This window comes from Pseudomonas sp. R37(2017) (assembly GCF_002113375.1).
Lineage (GTDB): Bacteria > Pseudomonadota > Gammaproteobacteria > Pseudomonadales > Pseudomonadaceae > Aquipseudomonas.
This window is the reverse complement of sequence record NZ_NEHO01000004.1, coordinates 430,543-448,250: the sequence shown is the minus strand read 5'-3', so window position 1 is coordinate 448,250 and position 17,708 is coordinate 430,543. Positions and strand designations below refer to the sequence as shown.

The 17,708-nt window shown below is 58.7% G+C and carries 17 protein-coding genes; 7 read left to right on the top strand and 10 right to left on the bottom strand.

The annotated features are described in order from the left end of the window. Nucleotides 1-340 precede the first annotated feature (340 nt). Complete coding sequence (locus tag CAG47_RS10090) at nucleotides 341-1,537, bottom strand: hypothetical protein (RefSeq protein WP_085724729.1); 1,197 nt, start codon at nucleotides 1,535-1,537, stop codon at nucleotides 341-343. Nucleotides 1,538-1,882: 345 nt separating this feature from the next. Here CAG47_RS10090 and CAG47_RS10085 point away from each other — a divergent pair, with 345 nt between their 5' ends. From CAG47_RS10085 to CAG47_RS10070, 4 genes are all read left to right on the top strand, one after another. After that, nucleotides 1,883-2,896 (top strand): tripartite tricarboxylate transporter substrate binding protein, encoded by a 1,014-nt coding sequence (locus CAG47_RS10085; protein WP_085724728.1) that lies wholly within the window; start codon nucleotides 1,883-1,885, stop codon nucleotides 2,894-2,896. Nucleotides 2,897-2,948: 52 nt separating this feature from the next. After that, entirely contained in the window at nucleotides 2,949-3,482 is a 534-nt protein-coding gene (locus tag CAG47_RS10080) for a tripartite tricarboxylate transporter TctB family protein (protein ID WP_085724727.1), read from the top strand. Then, nucleotides 3,479-5,008 carry a tripartite tricarboxylate transporter permease gene (locus tag CAG47_RS10075; protein WP_085724726.1) on the top strand — a complete coding sequence of 510 codons (1,530 nt, stop codon included), beginning with the start codon at nucleotides 3,479-3,481 and terminating at the stop codon, nucleotides 5,006-5,008. The genes CAG47_RS10080 and CAG47_RS10075 overlap by 4 nt, the downstream gene beginning before the upstream one ends. A 69-nt stretch (nucleotides 5,009-5,077) precedes the next feature. Next, nucleotides 5,078-6,019: a LysR family transcriptional regulator gene (locus CAG47_RS10070; protein WP_085724725.1), complete on the top strand. Its 942-nt coding sequence runs from the start codon at nucleotides 5,078-5,080 to the stop codon at nucleotides 6,017-6,019. Nucleotides 6,020-6,055: 36 nt separating this feature from the next. On the opposite strand, the gene CAG47_RS10065 is transcribed toward CAG47_RS10070, so the two are convergent. The 3 genes from CAG47_RS10065 to cysK all read right to left on the bottom strand — a co-directional run bounded on the left by CAG47_RS10065 (nucleotide 6,056) and on the right by cysK (nucleotide 9,567). Continuing rightward, on the bottom strand, nucleotides 6,056-6,919 hold the full coding sequence (locus tag CAG47_RS10065) for a DMT family transporter (protein WP_085724724.1): 864 nt from the start codon (nucleotides 6,917-6,919) through the stop codon (nucleotides 6,056-6,058). A gap of 469 nt (nucleotides 6,920-7,388) precedes the next feature. Continuing rightward, complete coding sequence (locus CAG47_RS10060) at nucleotides 7,389-8,327, bottom strand: aspartyl/asparaginyl beta-hydroxylase domain-containing protein (RefSeq protein WP_085724723.1); 939 nt, start codon at nucleotides 8,325-8,327, stop codon at nucleotides 7,389-7,391. Between the two features lie 265 nt (nucleotides 8,328-8,592). After that, nucleotides 8,593-9,567, bottom strand: a complete 975-nt coding sequence (gene cysK, locus CAG47_RS10055) for a cysteine synthase A (RefSeq protein ID WP_085724722.1) — start codon at nucleotides 9,565-9,567, stop codon at nucleotides 8,593-8,595. A gap of 128 nt (nucleotides 9,568-9,695) precedes the next feature. Here cysK and CAG47_RS10050 point away from each other — a divergent pair, with 128 nt between their 5' ends. Then, on the top strand, nucleotides 9,696-10,772 hold the full coding sequence (locus CAG47_RS10050) for a DUF748 domain-containing protein (protein ID WP_085724721.1): 1,077 nt from the start codon (nucleotides 9,696-9,698) through the stop codon (nucleotides 10,770-10,772). Here CAG47_RS10050 and CAG47_RS10045 read toward each other — a convergent pair. Then, complete coding sequence (locus CAG47_RS10045; protein WP_085724720.1) at nucleotides 10,769-11,269, bottom strand: DUF2442 domain-containing protein; 501 nt, start codon at nucleotides 11,267-11,269, stop codon at nucleotides 10,769-10,771. The two genes, CAG47_RS10050 and CAG47_RS10045, sit on opposite strands and share 4 nt — an antisense overlap. Beyond that, the gene (locus tag CAG47_RS10040) at nucleotides 11,257-11,487 is read right to left on the bottom strand and encodes a DUF4160 domain-containing protein (RefSeq protein WP_085724719.1); all 231 of its coding nucleotides are present in this window, start codon (nucleotides 11,485-11,487) and stop codon (nucleotides 11,257-11,259) included. Before CAG47_RS10040 ends, CAG47_RS10045 begins: the two co-directional genes overlap by 13 nt. Nucleotides 11,488-11,690: 203 nt before the next feature. Between CAG47_RS10040 and CAG47_RS10035 the strand changes: the two genes are divergently transcribed. Together CAG47_RS10035 and CAG47_RS10030 are read left to right on the top strand one after the other, a co-directional pair. Beyond that, nucleotides 11,691-12,536: a MoxR family ATPase gene (locus CAG47_RS10035; protein WP_085724718.1), complete on the top strand. Its 846-nt coding sequence runs from the start codon at nucleotides 11,691-11,693 to the stop codon at nucleotides 12,534-12,536. Between the two features lie 12 nt (nucleotides 12,537-12,548). Further along, on the top strand, nucleotides 12,549-13,727 hold the full coding sequence (locus CAG47_RS10030) for a VWA domain-containing protein (protein WP_085724717.1): 1,179 nt from the start codon (nucleotides 12,549-12,551) through the stop codon (nucleotides 13,725-13,727). A 103-nt stretch (nucleotides 13,728-13,830) separates the two neighbouring features. Here CAG47_RS10030 and CAG47_RS10025 read toward each other — a convergent pair whose 3' ends face one another. The 4 genes from CAG47_RS10025 to CAG47_RS10010 form a co-directional block, all read right to left on the bottom strand. After that, a complete protein-coding gene (locus CAG47_RS10025; protein ID WP_085724716.1) occupies nucleotides 13,831-14,757 on the bottom strand; it encodes a biotin-dependent carboxyltransferase family protein in 927 nt (308 codons plus the stop codon). Beyond that, nucleotides 14,754-15,458, bottom strand: a complete 705-nt coding sequence (locus CAG47_RS10020; RefSeq protein ID WP_085724715.1) for an allophanate hydrolase subunit 1 — start codon at nucleotides 15,456-15,458, stop codon at nucleotides 14,754-14,756. The genes CAG47_RS10025 and CAG47_RS10020 overlap by 4 nt, the downstream gene beginning before the upstream one ends. After that, on the bottom strand, nucleotides 15,455-16,207 hold the full coding sequence (locus CAG47_RS10015; protein ID WP_085724714.1) for a 5-oxoprolinase subunit PxpA: 753 nt from the start codon (nucleotides 16,205-16,207) through the stop codon (nucleotides 15,455-15,457). Before CAG47_RS10015 ends, CAG47_RS10020 begins: the two co-directional genes overlap by 4 nt. A 73-nt stretch (nucleotides 16,208-16,280) precedes the next feature. Next, nucleotides 16,281-17,567, bottom strand: a complete 1,287-nt coding sequence (locus tag CAG47_RS10010) for an MFS transporter (RefSeq protein WP_085724713.1) — start codon at nucleotides 17,565-17,567, stop codon at nucleotides 16,281-16,283. Nucleotides 17,568-17,708 lie beyond the last annotated feature (141 nt).

The window sequence follows — 17,708 nt, the reverse complement described above, 5'->3', positions numbered from 1 at the left end:
CAGGCTCCACAGCTACAACAACTACCTGTCGCCAATAGCCATGGAGCAGCAGGCGGCTTGATCACCGTAATCGGTGTCCGGAAAAACTTGACCAGAACAGCACGCTCGCGATGGTGGACCAGACACCTCGGGGTATCAGGCAGCCAGCGTCATCGTTGGCGACCATCGCGAGCTTGCTCGCTCCTACAAAGGATCAATTTGCTTTCTGTAGGAGCGAGCACGCTCGCGATGGTGGACCAGGCACCTCGGGGTATCAGGCAACCAGCGTCATCGTTGGCGACCATCGCGAGCGGGCTCGTTTGCAGGGTAGGACTTGAAGGGGGGGAAGGCTGTAAATCACTCAGTCCCGATATCTCATCGTGAAGTTATCCACGAAGGAGTAATCCCTGACCACGATGCGCATTGAGGAAATGGTTTTTCCGGCTGGAGCGGTGAGTTCGACCCAAAAACCGGTTTTCAGATCATCTTGAAAATCGAACTCTGCAAGCACAGCATCATTGGGATCGTAGAAGGCTACAGTGGCAGGACGCTGCTTCCAGGCCCAACCGAACTTTATGTATTCAAGTGAATGCTTGAAATCAAAACGATGTTCCTGGGGCGGAATTTGATGATCCGCGTTAAAGCACATCGTGAAATGCTGCTGTGAATAATAATCAGTGTTCCCATGGGACCTAATACCTGCCGAGCCTGCACCCGCCTCGAAGGTGATGATCATCGTTGGCGTCTCAACAACGCCACCTACACCAAAGGTACGGGGTTCCTGCTCTTCAAATAACTCTCGGACTTCTGTCAAAGGCCGTCTGAGCGTCAACTCAAGAAACGGGTATTCCTTGGCGCTGTCCTTATCGACCTGACCATTGAAATTCACTGCGAAATGCACCTTGATCGGGCTGCGGTCGGCCAGTTTCAGCAGTTCATGACGTGGCAGAAGAGCGGTAACGCCATTGGCGATCCACCCTTTGGTCACTGGCTCAGCTTCCAGCACCGGGAAGCTATAGGTGCTGCCATCCTCCAACACGCCTACCACCCACAGCCAGCAATGTTGACCGAGTTCCATATAGTGCCAGGGGGAAACGATGCAATTCGCATCGTCGGAGAATTTACTCAGGTCCAGCATCTCGTCGGTGGCCTGTACTACCGCAGGAGTAGGCAACCCGGAAATATCTAAGATTTCCACCAACCGCGGTGGCGAGAGCCAGGTTTGCCCCTCCCGTTCGACTGCATACCTTACAGTCACTGTTTCATTGAAACTGGCACTGATCAGCGAGGGTGCCACAGAAAAATCCATGAACTCTTGATTGTTGGCACGTTTAAGCTTCGGGGCATCTGCCTTGGAGGTGCCTTCCTGATACCAGTAAGCAGTAATCGAGTCGTCAGGGAGCATGTTTTCATAGCTGACGCGTACTCTGGCCCCTTCGATGCTGTCACTCGGGTCGAGAACGTAACGTTCTGGCGTGAACTGTTTAGCCTCAAGCACGCTGGGTGCAGGTAGATCCAGTTCAGTTAGATCCGGCTGCTGGAGTTTTGAATGGGACATGGCGATATCACTCTCGTTAATACGGCTGTAAATGACGCACCAAACGAATGATTTGGTGACCTCAAGAACACTTCAAAACCGAGAGGATGGCTACTGTCAGAATTGACAGTTCAAGGCGCAAGACTGTGAATTGCCGACAGATGGTGAACCCTTCAGAGTCAGGTGGAATAGCAATAAGAAGTACCTCTTCGTTTGCCGAGCTATAACCCCAGGCTATCGGTGTATGTATTGTTTTGACTAGACGTTGCGCCCGCAGCTTCACACACTCGGCCCAGGCTTGCGGCTTTGCCGCGCAGACAAGTCGCTCATAACAATTACAAAAACACAAAACGAGGCTCTTCCATCATGCGAAATGCATTCGTCCGCCGTACATCCCGTCTGTTTCTCGGCTGCACCCTGATCGCCGCCAGCGCCCTCCCCGCTCTCGCCCACGCCTGGCAACCGGACAAGAACGTCGAAATCGTCGTGGCCGGTGGTCCTGGTGGCGGCACTGATCAACTTGGTCGCCTGATCCAGTCGATCATCACCACCCACAAGCTGCTCGACGTCAACACCATCGTCCTCAACAAGGGCGGCGGTAACGGCGCCGAAGCCTTTCTCGACATGAAGATGAACAAGGGCGATGCCGAGAAACTGGTGATCGGCACCAACAACATCTACCTGTTGCCCCTGGTGTCCAAGCTCGGCTACCAATGGCAGGAACTGACACCGATTGCCGCCGTGGCCGAGGATGACTTCATTCTCTGGAGCTACAAGGACGCTCCGTGGAAGGACGCCAAAGGCTTCTACGAAGCGGTCAAGGCCGATCCGTCGAACCTGCGCATGGGTGGCAGCCAGTCCAAGGACGTTGACCAGACCCTGACCCTGCTGCTGAACCAGACCACCAACAGCAAACTGGTGTACATCCCGTTCAAAAGCGGCAGCGAGGCGGCGACCCAACTGGCCGGCAAACACATCGCCGCCAACGTCAACAACCCCAGCGAAAGCGTCAGCCAATGGCGTGGCGATCAGGTCGAGCCACTGTGTGTGTTCAGTAAAGAGCGCATGGGCTACACCGATAAAGTCGCTGGCGACAAATCCTGGGCCGACGTCCCGACCTGCCACGAACAAGGCCTGGGCATCGATCAATACCGCTTCCCGCGCACCGTGTTCATGCCTGGCGACGTCACCGCCGAACAGCGGGCGTTCTATGTCGACCTGATGCGCAAAGTCACGCAGACCGATGAGTTCAAGGCCTACGTCAAGCAGAACGCCTTGGTGCCGACCTTCCTTGAGGGTGAGCCGCTGACCGCCTACATCGAACAGGACACCGCCCGCGTTACGCCGGTATTCAAAGAAGCCGGCTGGCTGAAAAACTGACGTCGCCGTGGCCGCCCGCCTTCGGGCGGCCACCTTCTGCTGGAGGTGTTTCATGTCCCATTCTTCGAATTCACCGGCGTTGGTCGGCACCCGTTGGGTCGAACTCGGCCTGGCGGTGTTCACCACCTTGATTGGTGCTGTGGTGATGTACGGCAGCATCGAGCAAGGCATCGGCTGGGGGGATGCCGGCCCCGAACCGGGTTACTTCCCCTTCTACATCGGCCTGCTGCTGAGTGTCGCGAGCGTCGCCAACGGCCTGTTGGCTCTGGTGCGTTGGCAGGCCCTGAGCGTGGCCTTCGTCAACCGCAGTGCATTCAAGCAAGTGATGTCGGTGTTTGTACCGATTGCGCTGTTCGTCGGGGCCATGCCTTTGACGGGTATCTATATCGCCTCGGCGTGCTTCATCGCCTGGTTCATGTGGCGCGACAAGGTCCGCACCAGGCCTTACGACAAATGGATGATCGGCGGCGTGTCCCTTGGCGCGGTGCTGGCCAGTTACCTGATTTTCGCGCTGTGGTTCAAAGTGCCGCTGGATGCCGGCCCGCTGGGCGACTGGATTGCCCTGGCCGGGAGAAATTTCAAATGAGTGAGTTCGACTCTCTGCTGCAAGGCATGAACCTGATCCTCACGCCGGGCCATATCGGCCTGATGGTGATCGGCGTGCTGCTGGGTATCCTGGTCGGCGTCTTGCCCGGTCTCGGTGCCCCCAATGGCGTGGCATTGCTGTTGCCGCTGACGTTCACCATGTCGCCGGTGTCGGCGATCATCCTGTTGTCGTGCATGTATTGGGGCGCGCTGTTCGGCGGCTCGATCACTTCGATTCTGTTCAACATCCCCGGTGAACCCTCATCGGTGGCAACCACCTTCGACGGTTACCCGATGGCCCGCGAAGGCCGCGCCGCCGAAGCCCTGACCGCCGCCTTCAGTTCGGCACTGATCGGCGCCTTGTGCGGTGTGTTGCTGCTGACGTTTCTGTCGACGCGGATTGCCGAGTTCGCCATGTCCTTCAGTTCGCCGGAGTTCTTCGCGGTGTACCTGTTGGCGTTCTGCACCTTCATTGGCATGAGCAAGAATCCGCCGTTGAAAACCGTGGTGGCGATGATGATCGGTTTCGCCATGGCCGCCGTCGGCATGGACACCGTGTCCGGCAACCTGCGCCTGACGTTCGACCAGCCGATCCTGATGACCGGCATCAGCTTCGAAGTGGCGGTGATCGGCCTGTTCGGCATCGGTGAAATTCTCTGCACCGTCGAGGAAGGCCTGGTGTTTCGCGGTGAGCATGCGCGGATCACGCCAATGGTGATTCTGCGTACCTGGGCCAGATTGCCGCGCTACTGCTGGACGATTGTGCGCAGCACTCTGGTCGGTTGCTGGATGGGTATCACGCCTGGCGGCCCGACCGCCGCATCGTTCATGAGCTACAGCCTGGCGCGACGCTTCTCGAAAAATCGCGACAACTTCGGCAAGGGCGAAATCGAAGGCGTGATCGCACCAGAGACGGCCGACCATGCGGCCGGCACCAGCGCCCTGCTGCCGATGCTGACCCTGGGTATCCCCGGCTCGGCGACCGCCGCGGTGATGCTTGGCGGCTTGATGATCTGGGGCCTGCATCCGGGCCCGACGCTGTTCGTCGAGCAACACGATTTTGTCTGGGGCCTGATCGCCAGCATGTACCTGGGTAATGTGGTCAGCCTGATCGTGGTACTGGCCACTGTGCCGCTGTTTGCCTCGATCCTGCGCATCCCGTTCTCGATCATTGCGCCGATCATCATCATGGTCTGCGCCATCGGTGCCTACTCAGTGCACAACTCGTTCTTTGACGTGGTGCTGATGCTGGGCTTCGGTGCGCTGGGTTATCTGTTCAAGAAACTCGGCTACCCGATTGCGCCGCTGGTGTTGGCGGCGGTGCTGGGGGACAAGGCCGAAGATGCCTTCCGCCAGTCCATGCTGTTCTCCGACGGGCACCTGGGGATCTTCTGGTCCAACCCGCTGGTGGGCAGCCTGACCACGGCGGCGCTGCTGATGCTGTTCTGGCCGTTGATTTCCAAAGCGCTGCAATCCCTGATCGGCCTGCGCAAACCCCAGGTCGCCAAGGCAAAATCGGTGCTGTGACACAGCAATGCTGGCAACGCCTGACAATTGTTGTCAGGCTTGCCGCAGTCCTTCTTGCGAGCACGGCCAATGACCCGAATACCTGATGCCAATGTGATCCACAGTCGACTGCGCCTGCGCCAACTGCGGTTGATGCTGGCATTGCAGGAGCTCGGCTCGCTGCGCCGCGCCGCCGACCAAATCGGCATGACCCAGCCTGCCGCGACCAAAATGCTCCATGAAGCCGAAGACCTGTTGGGCGTCGAACTGTTCGAACGTCTGCCCCGGGGCATGCGCTCCACGCCGTTCGGGGAAACGGTCATCTACTACGCACGCATGGTGTTCGCCGAACTCAGTGGCATGCGCGAAGAACTGGTCGCGCTCGAATCCGGCAACCTCGGAAGGGTTGCGGTCGGCGCCATTCCGGCACTGGCTTCGGGGCTGCTGACGCGCACCATCGCCACCTTGAAACAAAGCCATCCGCGCTTGTCCATGAGTATTCAGGTCGATACCAGCGACGTGCTGGTGCAGGCGCTTTTACAGGATCAGCTGGATATCGTGCTGGGCCGGATTCCGGCCGGTGCGCGGGCCGAAGAGTTGCTGTTCGACAGCCTCGGCGAAGAAGCGCTGTGCGTGATTTCCGGCGCACAGAATCCGCTGGCCAAAGCCACGCAGTTGAGTTGGGCAGAGTTGCAGAACATGACCTGGGTACTGCAACAACAGCCCAGCCCGATGCGTGCGATCATCAATCAGGTATTCCACAACGCGCGGGTCGATATCCCGAGCAGCATCGTCGAAACCACGTCGATCATGACCTTGTTGTCGTTGATTCAGCAGACCGACATGCTCGGCGTCACGCCGCTGTCGGTAGTCGAGGATTACCCGGGTCGGGATTTGCTCGCGGTGCTGCCGATCAAGTTCGAGGCTCGACTGCCGCCCTTCGGGCTGATCACCCGGCGTCATCGCATTCAGTCGTCAGCCATGCAGGCTTTCATGAATTCGGTACGGGCCGAACACACACTGGCCAAATGAAAAAGGCCCGGAGCATTGCTCCAGGCCTTCTCGGGTTTACGCCGACTTACGGAACACAAACACCAGACCGACGATGATCAACAGCATGCCGAACAGGCTCAACAACGCCAGTCGGTTACCGAAAATCAGATAGTCCATCACAGCCGTAACCGCCGGCACCAGATAAAACAGGCTGGTGACGTTCACCAGATTGCCCCGGGCGATCAAGCGGTAGAGCAACAACGTCGCCAACACCGAGACCACCAGGCCCATCCACAAAACCGGCACGATGAAACCGCTGGAGTGTTCGAAGTTGAACGGTTGAAAGGGCACGAAGATCCCGCACAGCAGTAATCCGGCAAGGTACTGCACCGGCAACGTACCGAGGGGATTATCGGTGATGCGCTTTTGCATGATCGAACCGAACGTCATGCTCGCCAGTGCCAGCAAGCCGAAAAGCATCCCGGCCAGCGACATGCCGGCCAGGCCGATGCCCTGGTAGACCACCATGATCAGCCCGGCCAGGCCGAGCGACAGGCCGAACATCCGGCTGGCTGACCGCTGACGCTCCATGATCACCACGGTGAGAATGGGTTGCACGCCCATGATGGTCGCCATCACTCCTGGAGTGACTTTCAAGTCCAGGGCCAGCAGATAGAAAATCTGATAAGCCCCCAACAACACCACGCCGGTGGCCATCGCATACAGCATCGGCTTGCCGCCCTTGGGCAGCTTCAGCTTGAGCAACGGCACCAGCAACACCAGACCGCAGAGTGCGATGACGAAACGAAACATCAGGAAGGCAAAGGGCGACGCATGGGCCAGCCCCCATTTGGAGAAAATCGCCCCGCTGCTCCACAGCAGAACGAACAGGCTCGTGGACGCCGCCGCGAGCGCGGACTTTTTCGAAAGGACAAACATGAATACCACCTGTAGTCAGGCAAAAAGCCAACTCAGCCAAAGCTGAAATTCAGTAGTTTTTTTCAGGCAGGCAGGGGAACAGCAGAAAGCGGCTGATCAGCCCGAAATGCCAACGCCTGGCGGTGATACGACTGCGCACACCGGCGTGCTACTGACAGGTGGGGGGTAATGACTGATCTGCCCGGGCTGCTGATTCCCGCACGGCACGACGCCAGCGTTGACCGCTGAATCGACTACCGCGTTGATGAGGAATGCAGGCATGGGCTGATCTTTGCTCGAGGGATGAAAAGTGAGTTGGACACTCACTGAGCGCCGACTATAACCAGCGTACGACACCGATTGCAACGACTTGGCAACGACAGTCGTCACAGAATCCGCATTGTGCGGCAGTAAGAGCATTCAGGGATGGCGTGAAGAGCCATGAAAAAAACCGCTCACAATGAGCGGTTTTTATATGCTGTATCCGGCCTCAGCCAAACAACCAGTACCCCAACAACGTCAGCACCGCCACCGCCAGTACCGGGCGCAGTACACGGTAGGCCCTGGGATTGCGCCGCTTCCATTGCTTGATCACACCACTGAATTTATCGCTGGAATTCTTGCTCCAGGCATAGACCCGGTTGATCCCGCCCACACGCTCGTCGTCCAGATTCTGAGGTGCCGTGGCACGGCCCAGCCAGGCGCTGATACTGCGATTGATACGGGTCATGAAGCGATTGCTCAGCGGACGTTCGATATCGCAGAACAGGATGACCCGGGTCATTTGCGTTTCGTTCTTGACCCAGTGCACGTAGGTTTCGTCGAACATCACGTCTTCACCATCGCGCCAGGCGTAAACCTGGCCGTCGACAAAGATGCGGCAATCGTCGGAATTGGGGGTGGACAGGCCCAGGTGATAACGCAGGGAGCCGGCAAACGGATCGCGATGCGGGTTGAGGTGGCTGCCACCCGGCAGCAGCGCAAACATGGCGCCTTTGACATTGGGAATGCGGCTGACCAGCTCCACGGTTCGCGGGCACAGGGCTTCGGCAGAAGGCAGCGGTTTGTCGTACCACTTGAGATAGAAACGCTTCCAGCCTTTCTTGAAGAACGAACCAAAACCGGCGTCGTTGTTCTTTGCCGCTGCGCGGATATACCCCTCGTCGAACAAATGCATGGCTTCGTCGCGAATCACTTCCCAGTTGTCCTTGAGCACATCCAGTTCAGGGAACTTGCCGCGGTCCAGATACGGTTTCGAAGGCACACCGGAAAACAGGTACATCAAGGCGTTATAGGGTGCGAACAATGCCGAATGATTGACGAACTGGCGCAATACCGGCAGACGCGCCTTGCCACGCAGATGCACATAGAGGGTGCTGCCAAGAAACAGCAACAACAACGAGGCCTTCGCGGCAAACGATAAGGTCATCAACAACTCCTTTGAAGATAAACGATACTGCGCCACATCCATTGCCCGGCGTGGCTGCTGGCATGATAAACACTGGCGACCGGCTGAATAACCCGCACTTTTCAACATTCAATGTTAATGATTGTGCAACAAAACATTTCTTAACATAAGGCACCTGAACGCCGGCTGATGCAAATCCATCATCAACCGGAACAGATCAACAGGTCGCAACCAGCGGCAACACCTCAGTCATCACCGCCAGACACGATCCGCCAAAGTTTAGTGTTTACTGCTGGTTCTCCCGCTCGGTAAACAGATCACTGAACAGCATGCTCGACAGATAGCGCTCACCGGAATCAGGCAGGATCACGACGATGGTCTTGCCCTGCATTTCCGGGGTCTCCGCCAGACGAACAGCCACTGCCATGGCGGCGCCGCAGGAAATTCCGCACAAAATTCCTTCTTCCTGCATCAAGCGCAAAGCCATGGCCTTGGATTCTTCGTCGCTGACCAGTTCCACCCGATCGACAATCGACAAATCGAGGTTCTTCGGCACAAAGCCGGCACCGATGCCCTGGATCTTGTGCGGACTCGGCTTGATCTCTTCACCGGCCAGGGCCTGGGTGATCACCGGCGATACCGCCGGCTCCACCGCCACCGAGAGAATCGGTTTGCCCTGGGTATTCTTGATGTACCGCGAAACCCCAGTGATGGTTCCCCCTGTTCCGACGCCTGCCACCAGCACATCGACTGCGCCGTCAGTATCGTTCCAGATTTCCGGGCCGGTGGTTTTTTCGTGGATGGCCGGGTTGGCCGGGTTGTCGAATTGCGCCGGCATGAAGTACTTCGACGGGTCGCTGGCAACTATTTCACCGGCTTTCTCGATAGCGCCTTTCATGCCTTTGGCCGGCTCGGTCAACACCAGTTCGGCACCCAGTGCCTTGAGCACCTTGCGGCGTTCGATACTCATGGACGCCGGCATGGTCAACATCAGTTTGTAACCACGGGCGGCGGCGACGAAAGCCAGGCCAATGCCGGTATTGCCGGAGGTGGGCTCGACGATGGTCATGCCCGGCTTGAGTTTGCCGCTGCTCTCGGCGTCCCAGATCATATTCGCACCGATCCGGCACTTGACCGAGTAACCGGGGTTGCGCCCTTCGATCTTGGCCAGGATGGTCACACCACGCGGCGCAATGCGATTGATCTGCACCAGCGGCGTATTGCCGATGGAGTGGGCGTTGTCAGCGAAAATGCGGCTCATGGTTGATCCTTAGCGACAGCATTGAAATAGGGCATCAAGGTATGCCTCTTGCCCGCAGGCGTCCAGTCGGGTCGAACGTCCGCTTATCAGTGCAGTCAATGGCTTTAGATCGCCAGAGATTTGCCCCCATGAAACGTCGATACAGCTGGCCCCTGGGGACCCTCATCGGCCTCGTTGCGCTGCTGGTTGCGCTACACATCGCTTTGCCTTATCTGGTGCGCGACTACCTTAATGAGAGGCTGGCGGACATGGGTGACTATCAGGGCCAAATCACCGACGTGGACCTGGCCCTGTGGCGCGGCGCCTACAAAATCAACGGACTGAAAATCGTCAAGGTCGAAGGCAAGGTTCCGGTACCTTTCGTCAACGCGCCGTTGATCGACCTCTCGGTCAGTTGGCACTCACTGTGGTACGACCACGCGGTGGTGGCCCAGGTGCAGTTCATCAACCCCGAAGTCAATTTCGTCGACGGCGGAGCCAACAAGCAAAACTCCCAGACCGGCCAGGGTACCGACTGGCGCGCCCAATTGGGCAAGTTGCTGCCCATTACCCTGAACGAAGTACGGATCAGCGACGGCAAGATCAGCTTCCGCAACTTCAATTCCAGGCCGCCGGTGAACCTGAATGCCACAAACGTGGATGCGCGCATTTTCAACCTGACCAACGTCGTCGACACCAAAGGCAAGCGTGATGCGCGCTTCGAAGGCAAGGCCCTGCTGCCGGGGCGCGCACCTCTGGAAACCCAGGCCACTTTCGATCCCTTCAGCAACTTCGAGGACTTCGAGTTTCGCTTGCGCGCCAGGGATATCGAGCTCAAGCGCATGAACGACTTCGCCGCGGCCTACGGTAAGTTCGATTTCAATGCCGGACATGGCGACGTGGTGATCGAAGCGAAAGCCGACAAGGCGCGACTGACCGGCTATATCAAGCCGTTGCTGCGCGATGTCGACGTATTCAACTGGCAACAGGACGTGGAAAACAAGGACAAGGGGCTGTTCCGCTCGATATGGGAAGCGCTCGTCGGTGGAACCGAGACCGTCTTGAAAAACCAGGGTAAAAACCAGTTTGCAACGAAGGTCGAACTCAACGGCAACGTTCACCAGAAAGATATCAGCGCGTTCCAGGCTTTTTTACAGATTTTACGCAACGGTTTCATCCAGGCGTTCAATGCGCAGTATGAACGGCCCAAGCCGGATGCAGGCTAATTTTTGCGTGTGACGATGTACCGGCCAGTGTCTTGCGCCGCGCGGGGCGAATTCGATTGCCGTTGCAGGAAATCCCAACCCAGACAGGCCAGGGCCAATGATCTGGGCACCACTTCGCGACCACTGCTGTATCGGGTGATGCTACGGGTACTGACCCCCAACGCTTCAGCCGCCTGATTGAGCGATAACCCGGTGCGAGCACGCCAATCGATAAAGATTCGGGTGTTTTCGTCGGCTGCATTTTGCGCCAGGGCATCCAGATAGAGCGTGTCTGCACCGATCTGGATATCCAGTTCAGGCCATTCGACACACCAACCATCGTCCCCCAGCGCGGCATGATCAAAAGCGACGCCCTGCAAAGGCTGCAAGCCTGGATAGACATGCAGATCGCGGCTCAAATCGAGCAGCAGTTGCTGGCCATCGATAAACGTCAGCGCCAAACGGTAACCCGGCAACGCTTGCACTGCCGATAGCCGTGGTCGCTTCATGGGTAGCATCGTTTCCATTCCTCCAACAATTGAGCCTGGTGGGTTCTGACCCAGTCCAGAGCTTCCCTGAGAATCAGCGGCGGTGCCTTGCCCTGCATCGCTTCGACAGTTTCCAGGCTCAGCATTACATCCAGCCCGCCACCGGTCAGATGAACATGGGGCGGTGGATGATCCTTCTCGCGCAACTGAATGCGGTACGTATCTCGAAATCGGTATTTGGTAGACATGCCCGGCAAGCTATCGCCAACATGGCGATACCTCAATACTGGCGACGCGCCGAGACTGAGTCAAGATGTGACGCCCCATTCAGAGACTGAATAGTCCGTCTGCGTTCACAGTCGACCGGGCACCGCGTTATAGTCGGGGCTGACCATTTTATTGCCCCCGCCCTGCCTCGTTCAGGTCGGCGTTATCGTTCGAGGATCAGCAGATGAAGTTCCAAGGCACCCAGGCCTATGTCGCCACCGATGACCTGAAGCTGGCGGTCAACGCCGCCATCACCCTGGAGCGGCCGTTGCTGGTCAAGGGCGAACCGGGCACCGGCAAGACCATGCTCGCCGAGCAACTGGCCGAATCCTTTGGCGCCAAGCTGATCACCTGGCACATCAAGTCCACCACCAAGGCTCATCAAGGCCTGTACGAGTACGATGCCGTCAGCCGTCTGCGCGACTCGCAACTGGGCAATGAAAAAGTCCACGACGTTCGCAATTACCTGAAAAAGGGCAAGCTCTGGGAAGCCTTCGAATCCGAAGAGCGGGTGATCCTGCTGATCGACGAAATCGACAAGGCCGACATCGAATTCCCCAACGACCTGCTGCAAGAACTCGACAAGATGGAGTTCTATGTCTACGAGATCGACGAGACCATCAAGGCGAAAAAACGTCCGATCATCATCATTACCTCCAACAACGAGAAAGAGCTGCCGGACGCCTTCCTGCGCCGCTGCTTCTTCCACTACATCGCCTTCCCTGACCGCACCACGATGCAAAAGATCGTCGATGTGCACTACCCGGACATCAAGAAGGACCTGGTCAGCGAAGCGCTGGACGTGTTCTTCGACGTGCGCAAGGTGCCGGGCCTGAAGAAGAAGCCTTCGACATCCGAACTGGTGGACTGGCTGAAGTTGCTGATGGCCGACAACATCGGCGAAGCGGTGCTGCGCGAGCGCGATCCGACCAAGGCCATCCCGCCGCTGGCCGGTGCGCTGGTGAAAAACGAACAGGACGTGCAACTGTTGGAGCGTCTGGCCTTCATGAGCCGTCGCGGCACCCGCTAAGAGGCTGATGCCATGCTGCTCAACCTGTTCAATGAAATGCGCGCAGCCAAGGTACCGGTCTCGGTACGTGAACTGCTGGACCTGATCAACGCGCTGAAACAGCGCGTGACGTTCGCCGACATGGACGAGTTCTATTACCTGTCGCGGGCGATCCTGGTGAAGGATGAAAAGCATTTCGACAAGTTCGACCGGGCGTTCGGTGCTTACTTCAATGGCCTGGAAAAACTCGACGACCACCTGCAGGCGCTGATTCCCGAAGACTGGCTGCGCAAGGAATTCGAACGCTCGCTGACCGATGAGGAACGCGCGGCCATCCAGTCCCTCGGCGGCCTGGACAAGCTGATCGAAGAGTTCAAGAAACGCCTCGAAGAACAGAAGGAACGCCACGCCGGTGGTAACAAGTGGATCGGCACCGGCGGCACCAGCCCGTTCGGTTCAGGTGGTTTCAACCCGGAAGGCATCCGGGTCGGCGATGCCGGCAAGCGCCAGGGCAAGGCGGTCAAGGTCTGGGACCAGCGCGAATACAAGAACCTCGACGATTCGGTAGAACTGGGCACCCGCAATATCAAGGTCGCCCTGCGCCGCCTGCGCAAGTTCGCCCGTCAGGGCGCGGCGGAAGAGCTGGATATCGATGGCACCATCGACCACACCGCCAAGGATGCCGGGCTGCTGAACATCCAGATGCGTCCGGAACGGCGCAACACCGTCAAACTGTTGCTGCTGTTCGACATCGGCGGCTCGATGGACGCCCATGTGAAGATCTGCGAGGAGTTGTTCTCGGCCTGCAAGACCGAGTTCAAGCACTTGGAGTACTACTACTTCCACAACTTCATTTATGAATCGGTGTGGAAGAACAACTTGCGCCGCACCTCCGAACGCACCTCGACCATGGACCTGCTGCACAAGTACGGCGCCGACTACAAAGTGATCTTCATCGGCGACGCCGCCATGGCGCCCTACGAAATCACCCAGCCAGGCGGTAGCGTCGAGCACTGGAACGAAGAAGCCGGTTACGTGTGGATGCAGCGGTTCAAGGAGAAGTACAAGAAGCTCATCTGGATCAACCCGTATCCGAAGGACACCTGGGGCTACACCTCTTCGACCAACATCGTGCGGGATTTGATCGAAGACCAGATGTATCCGCTGACGTTGCGGGGGCTTGAGGAAGGGATGAGGTTTTTGTCCAAATAGAAATTCATCGCCCGCAAGGGCCTCTTCGCGAGCAGGCTCGCTCCCACATTGGATCTTTGTCACACATAAGACCCTTGTGGGAGCGAGCCTGCTCGCGAAGCTTTTAGCGGTTCAAAAATCGCTGCAAATACTCGACCTGCTCGCGATGCGCCACATCCTGCACCACCGGCCGCAACCGCACCTGCGCCCCCGGCAAGCACTGCGCCAACCGCGCCAGCGCCAGTGGCGTCAACGCCCCGAGGCGTGGATAACCGCCAATGGTCTGCCGATCGTTGAGCAACACTATCGGTTGCCCGTCGGGCGGCACCTGCACCGCACCCAGCGGTATCCCCTCGGAAATCATCGGTTTGCCCTGATACTGCAAAGCGGTACCCAGCAGGCGAATGCCCATCCGGTCGGCACGGCTGTCGAGGTTCCACGCGCTGTTGAACGCATCGAACAGGCTCTGCCCGCTGAACTCGCCGATCTGTGCACCGAGGACCAGATCCAACGGCGTATCAAGGTTCAGATCAGGCCGCTGGCCTGCGGTCAATTCGCGTAGCGACATCACCGAGTTACCCGAATAGCTCAGACTCGCGCCTTTACCCAGCGCATGGCCCATTCCGTCGAGACCGCCGAGTTCCTCACGGACTACCGTCGCGCTACTGCCCAGTACTTTCGGTGCATCGAACCCACCCGGCGCCGCCAGATAAGCCCGGGCTCCGAGCAACGGCTGGGTGAATCGCAAACGCTGACCTTTGTGCAACCTGAAACTGCGCCATGGCGTCAGCGCCTCGCCGTCCACCTGCGCGCCCAGATCCGCCCCGGCCAGCGACAACAGGCAATCTTCTTCGGCCACCACGGTGAACCCGCCGAGGGTGATTTCGATGACCGGCGCATCCAGTCCGTTGCCCAACAGCCAATTGGCCCAGGACATCGAACGCCAGTCGGCCGCGCCGCCCTGGGTCACGCCCAGATGCCGCACGCCGAATCGCCCGGCATCCTGCAACAGGCACAACGCCGTACTCGCTTCAATCATCAGACGGCTCATGCCTGCGCCTCCAGAGGCGTATCGTCACCGCCCAGGTTAATGAACTCGGCATGGCCGACGGCTTCGAAGCGCACCATATCGCCTGGCTGCATCAGGCTGTAGCCGTCGCGGTTGCGATCGAACAATCTGGCCGGCGTGCGGCCGATCAGGTTCCAGCCCCCTGGCGACACCACCGGGTAAGCCGCCGTCTGCCGCTCGGCAATACCGACACTGCCGGCGGCGACTTTCTTGCGTGGCGTGCTCAGGCGCGGCGCGGCGAGCACCTCTTCCACCAACCCCATGAAGGCAAAACCCGGTGCAAAGCCCAGGGCGAACACCTGATATTCACGCTCGCTGTGCCGACGGATCACCTCCTCCACCGCCAATCCGCTGCGCTGCGACAACAGGCTCAATTCCGGTCCGACACTCAAGTCGTACCACACCGGCAATACGTGACATTGGCCGCGGGCATGTGCGTTGGGCGACAGGTCGATCAAGGCTTCGGCAATCAACTCCCGGGCCTGGGCAGGACTCAGTGCGGTCAGATCGTAGTGCACCATCAGGGTCGTATAGGACGGCACCAGATCGATCAGGTGCCCGGCGAATGCCGTGCGCAGACTTTCACTGGCCGCCAGCATCCACGGCATGTTGGTTTCGGCAATGTCATCGAACAGGCGCACCATCAGGCAATCCAGCGCCACCACTTCCACCCGCAGCTTCATGACGCGACCTGCCGGTTCAAGGCTTCACGGATGCGCTGCACGGCGGCGACCGAACTGGCGTTGTCGCCGTGCACGCAAAGGGTGTTGGCCTGCAAAAGCAGGGCACTGCCGTCGCTGGCGGTGAGCGGATCGCCACGGGCAATGGTCAGTGCCTGCTCGATGATTTTTTCCGGATCGTGATGCACCGCTCCCGGCAGTTGTCGCGAGACCAGCCTGCCGGCACTGTCGTAGGCCCGATCGGCGAAGGCCTCGAACCACAGCGTCACACCGTATTCATCGCCCATTTGTTGGGCCGCGCTGTTGTCGCGGGTTGCCATCAGCATCAACGGCAAGCTGCGGTCGTAGGACGCCACCGCCTGCAGCACGGCCCGCAACTGGGCCGGGTTGGCCATCATGTCGTTGTACATTGCGCCATGGGGCTTGACGTAACTGACCCGGCCACCCTGGGCGCGGCAGATGCCGTCGAGGGCGCCGATCTGGTAATGCAGGATGTCTTGAAGTTCCTGGGTGACATAGGCCATGGAACGCCGGCCGAACCCCACCAGGTCCTGATAGGCCGGATGCGCGCCGACTTGCACACCGTGGCCGAGGGCCAGACTGACGGTCTTGCGCATGATGCTCGGGTCACCGGCGTGGAAACCGCAGGCGATGTTGGCGCAATCGATGAAGGGCATGATTTCTGCGTCCAGACCCATGGTCCAACTGCCGAAACTCTCGCCGATGTCGCAGTTCAATAGCAGGCGGTTCACGCTGAACTCTCCTGTAGGCTTTATTCTTTTCAGCTGCGGGATACATCTTCAAGACAATCGCGCAGGTTATCAGTTACTGGGCGTCGAGTTGCTTGCCACGGGTTTCCGGCAGGCTCAGGGCCGCGAGGATCACCACACCGTAGGACACCGCCGCAAAGGCTCCAATGCCCACGCTCAGCGGCACGCTCTGGCTGAGCAGGCCGATCAGCAGCGGGAACAATGCCGCCAGCGCCCGACCGATGTTGTAGCAAAAACCCTGGCCCGAACCGCGAATGCGCGTAGGAAACAGCTCGGTCAGAAATGCGCCCATGCCACTGAAAATCCCCGAGGCGAAGAAGCCCAGCGGAAAACCCAGCCACAACATCACGCCGTTGCTGACCGACATTTGCGTGTACAGCAAGACAATGGTGAACGAGCCGACGGCGAACAGGATGAAGTTCTTTTTACGTCCGAGGATGTCGGTCAAATAGGCGCTGATGACATAACCCACGTAGGAACCGATGATCACCATCGCCAGATAACCGCTGGTATTGAGTACGCTCAAACCACGTTCATTCTTCAGAAAAGTCGGCAGCCAGGACGTGATTGCGTAGTAGCCGCCCAGCGCGCCGGTGGTCAGCAACGAAGCGCGAATCGTGGTGAAAAGCATGCCGGGGGCGAAGATCTCGTAGAACTTCGACGGGTTGCTCGGCTCCTGTTTCGCTTTGGCTTCACGGTAGATTTCCGGGTCCTTGACCAGGCGACGGACAAAGATCACGAAAATCGCCGGCACGATGCCGAGGATGAACAGCGCGCGCCAGGCATCTTCCGGTGGCAGGATTGAAAACAGCAGCGCATACAGAATCGCCGTCAGCCCCCAACCCAGCGCCCAGCCGGATTGCACCATGCCCACGGCCTTGCCGCGGTCCTTGGCACGAATGACTTCACCGATCAGCACCGCACCGGCGGTCCATTCGCCGCCGAAACCGAAGCCCATCAGGGTGCGGGCGATCAGCAGTTGCTCGTAGCTCTGGGCAAAACCGCAGACGAAGGTGAAGAAGGCGAACCACAGCACGGTCAGTTGCAGGGTGCGCACGCGACCGATGCGATCGGAGAGAATCCCCGCCACCCAGCCACCGATGGCCGAAGCGATCAGCGTGCTGGTGTGAATGAGCCCGGCCTGGCCGGTGGTGATGCCCCACATGGCTATCAGGGTCGGTACCACGAAGCTGAGCATCTGGGTGTCCATGCCATCGAGGCCATAGCCGATCTTGCAGCTCCAGAAGGTGCGGCGTTCCTGCTGGTTGATGTTTCGATACCAGTCGAAAGGCCCCGGGTGGGCCGAGGCTTTCGGGGTGGCGGTGGTGTCGGGCGCACTCATGGTAAATCTCCGCGCTGATTTTATTGGTATTGTTCTGAGCCCCGACGACGCCTATCGTGGGAACCGGATGCGTCGATTTTTGGACGCGCGCCCCTGCCGCGTCCAACTAATAAAAACCCGCCTTAGCCATAAGAAATCTTT

What these genes read in the sequence shown, in the direction of transcription:
- CAG47_RS10090 (WP_085724729.1), bottom strand. Translation starts at nt 1,537, where the DNA reads ATGTCCCATTCAAAACTCCAGCAGCCGGATCTAACTGAACTGGATCTA.
- CAG47_RS10085 (WP_085724728.1), top strand. Translation starts at nt 1,883, where the DNA reads ATGCGAAATGCATTCGTCCGCCGTACATCCCGTCTGTTTCTCGGCTGC.
- CAG47_RS10080 (WP_085724727.1), top strand. Translation starts at nt 2,949, where the DNA reads ATGTCCCATTCTTCGAATTCACCGGCGTTGGTCGGCACCCGTTGGGTC.
- CAG47_RS10075 (WP_085724726.1), top strand. Translation starts at nt 3,479, where the DNA reads ATGAGTGAGTTCGACTCTCTGCTGCAAGGCATGAACCTGATCCTCACG.
- CAG47_RS10070 (WP_085724725.1), top strand. Translation starts at nt 5,078, where the DNA reads ATGACCCGAATACCTGATGCCAATGTGATCCACAGTCGACTGCGCCTG.
- CAG47_RS10065 (WP_085724724.1), bottom strand. Translation starts at nt 6,919, where the DNA reads ATGTTTGTCCTTTCGAAAAAGTCCGCGCTCGCGGCGGCGTCCACGAGC.
- CAG47_RS10060 (WP_085724723.1), bottom strand. Translation starts at nt 8,327, where the DNA reads ATGACCTTATCGTTTGCCGCGAAGGCCTCGTTGTTGTTGCTGTTTCTT.
- cysK (WP_085724722.1), bottom strand. Translation starts at nt 9,567, where the DNA reads ATGAGCCGCATTTTCGCTGACAACGCCCACTCCATCGGCAATACGCCG.
- CAG47_RS10050 (WP_085724721.1), top strand. Translation starts at nt 9,696, where the DNA reads ATGAAACGTCGATACAGCTGGCCCCTGGGGACCCTCATCGGCCTCGTT.
- CAG47_RS10045 (WP_085724720.1), bottom strand. Translation starts at nt 11,269, where the DNA reads ATGCTACCCATGAAGCGACCACGGCTATCGGCAGTGCAAGCGTTGCCG.
- CAG47_RS10040 (WP_085724719.1), bottom strand. Translation starts at nt 11,487, where the DNA reads ATGTCTACCAAATACCGATTTCGAGATACGTACCGCATTCAGTTGCGC.
- CAG47_RS10035 (WP_085724718.1), top strand. Translation starts at nt 11,691, where the DNA reads ATGAAGTTCCAAGGCACCCAGGCCTATGTCGCCACCGATGACCTGAAG.
- CAG47_RS10030 (WP_085724717.1), top strand. Translation starts at nt 12,549, where the DNA reads ATGCTGCTCAACCTGTTCAATGAAATGCGCGCAGCCAAGGTACCGGTC.
- CAG47_RS10025 (WP_085724716.1), bottom strand. Translation starts at nt 14,757, where the DNA reads ATGAGCCGTCTGATGATTGAAGCGAGTACGGCGTTGTGCCTGTTGCAG.
- CAG47_RS10020 (WP_085724715.1), bottom strand. Translation starts at nt 15,458, where the DNA reads ATGAAGCTGCGGGTGGAAGTGGTGGCGCTGGATTGCCTGATGGTGCGC.
- CAG47_RS10010 (WP_085724713.1), bottom strand. Translation starts at nt 17,567, where the DNA reads ATGAGTGCGCCCGACACCACCGCCACCCCGAAAGCCTCGGCCCACCCG.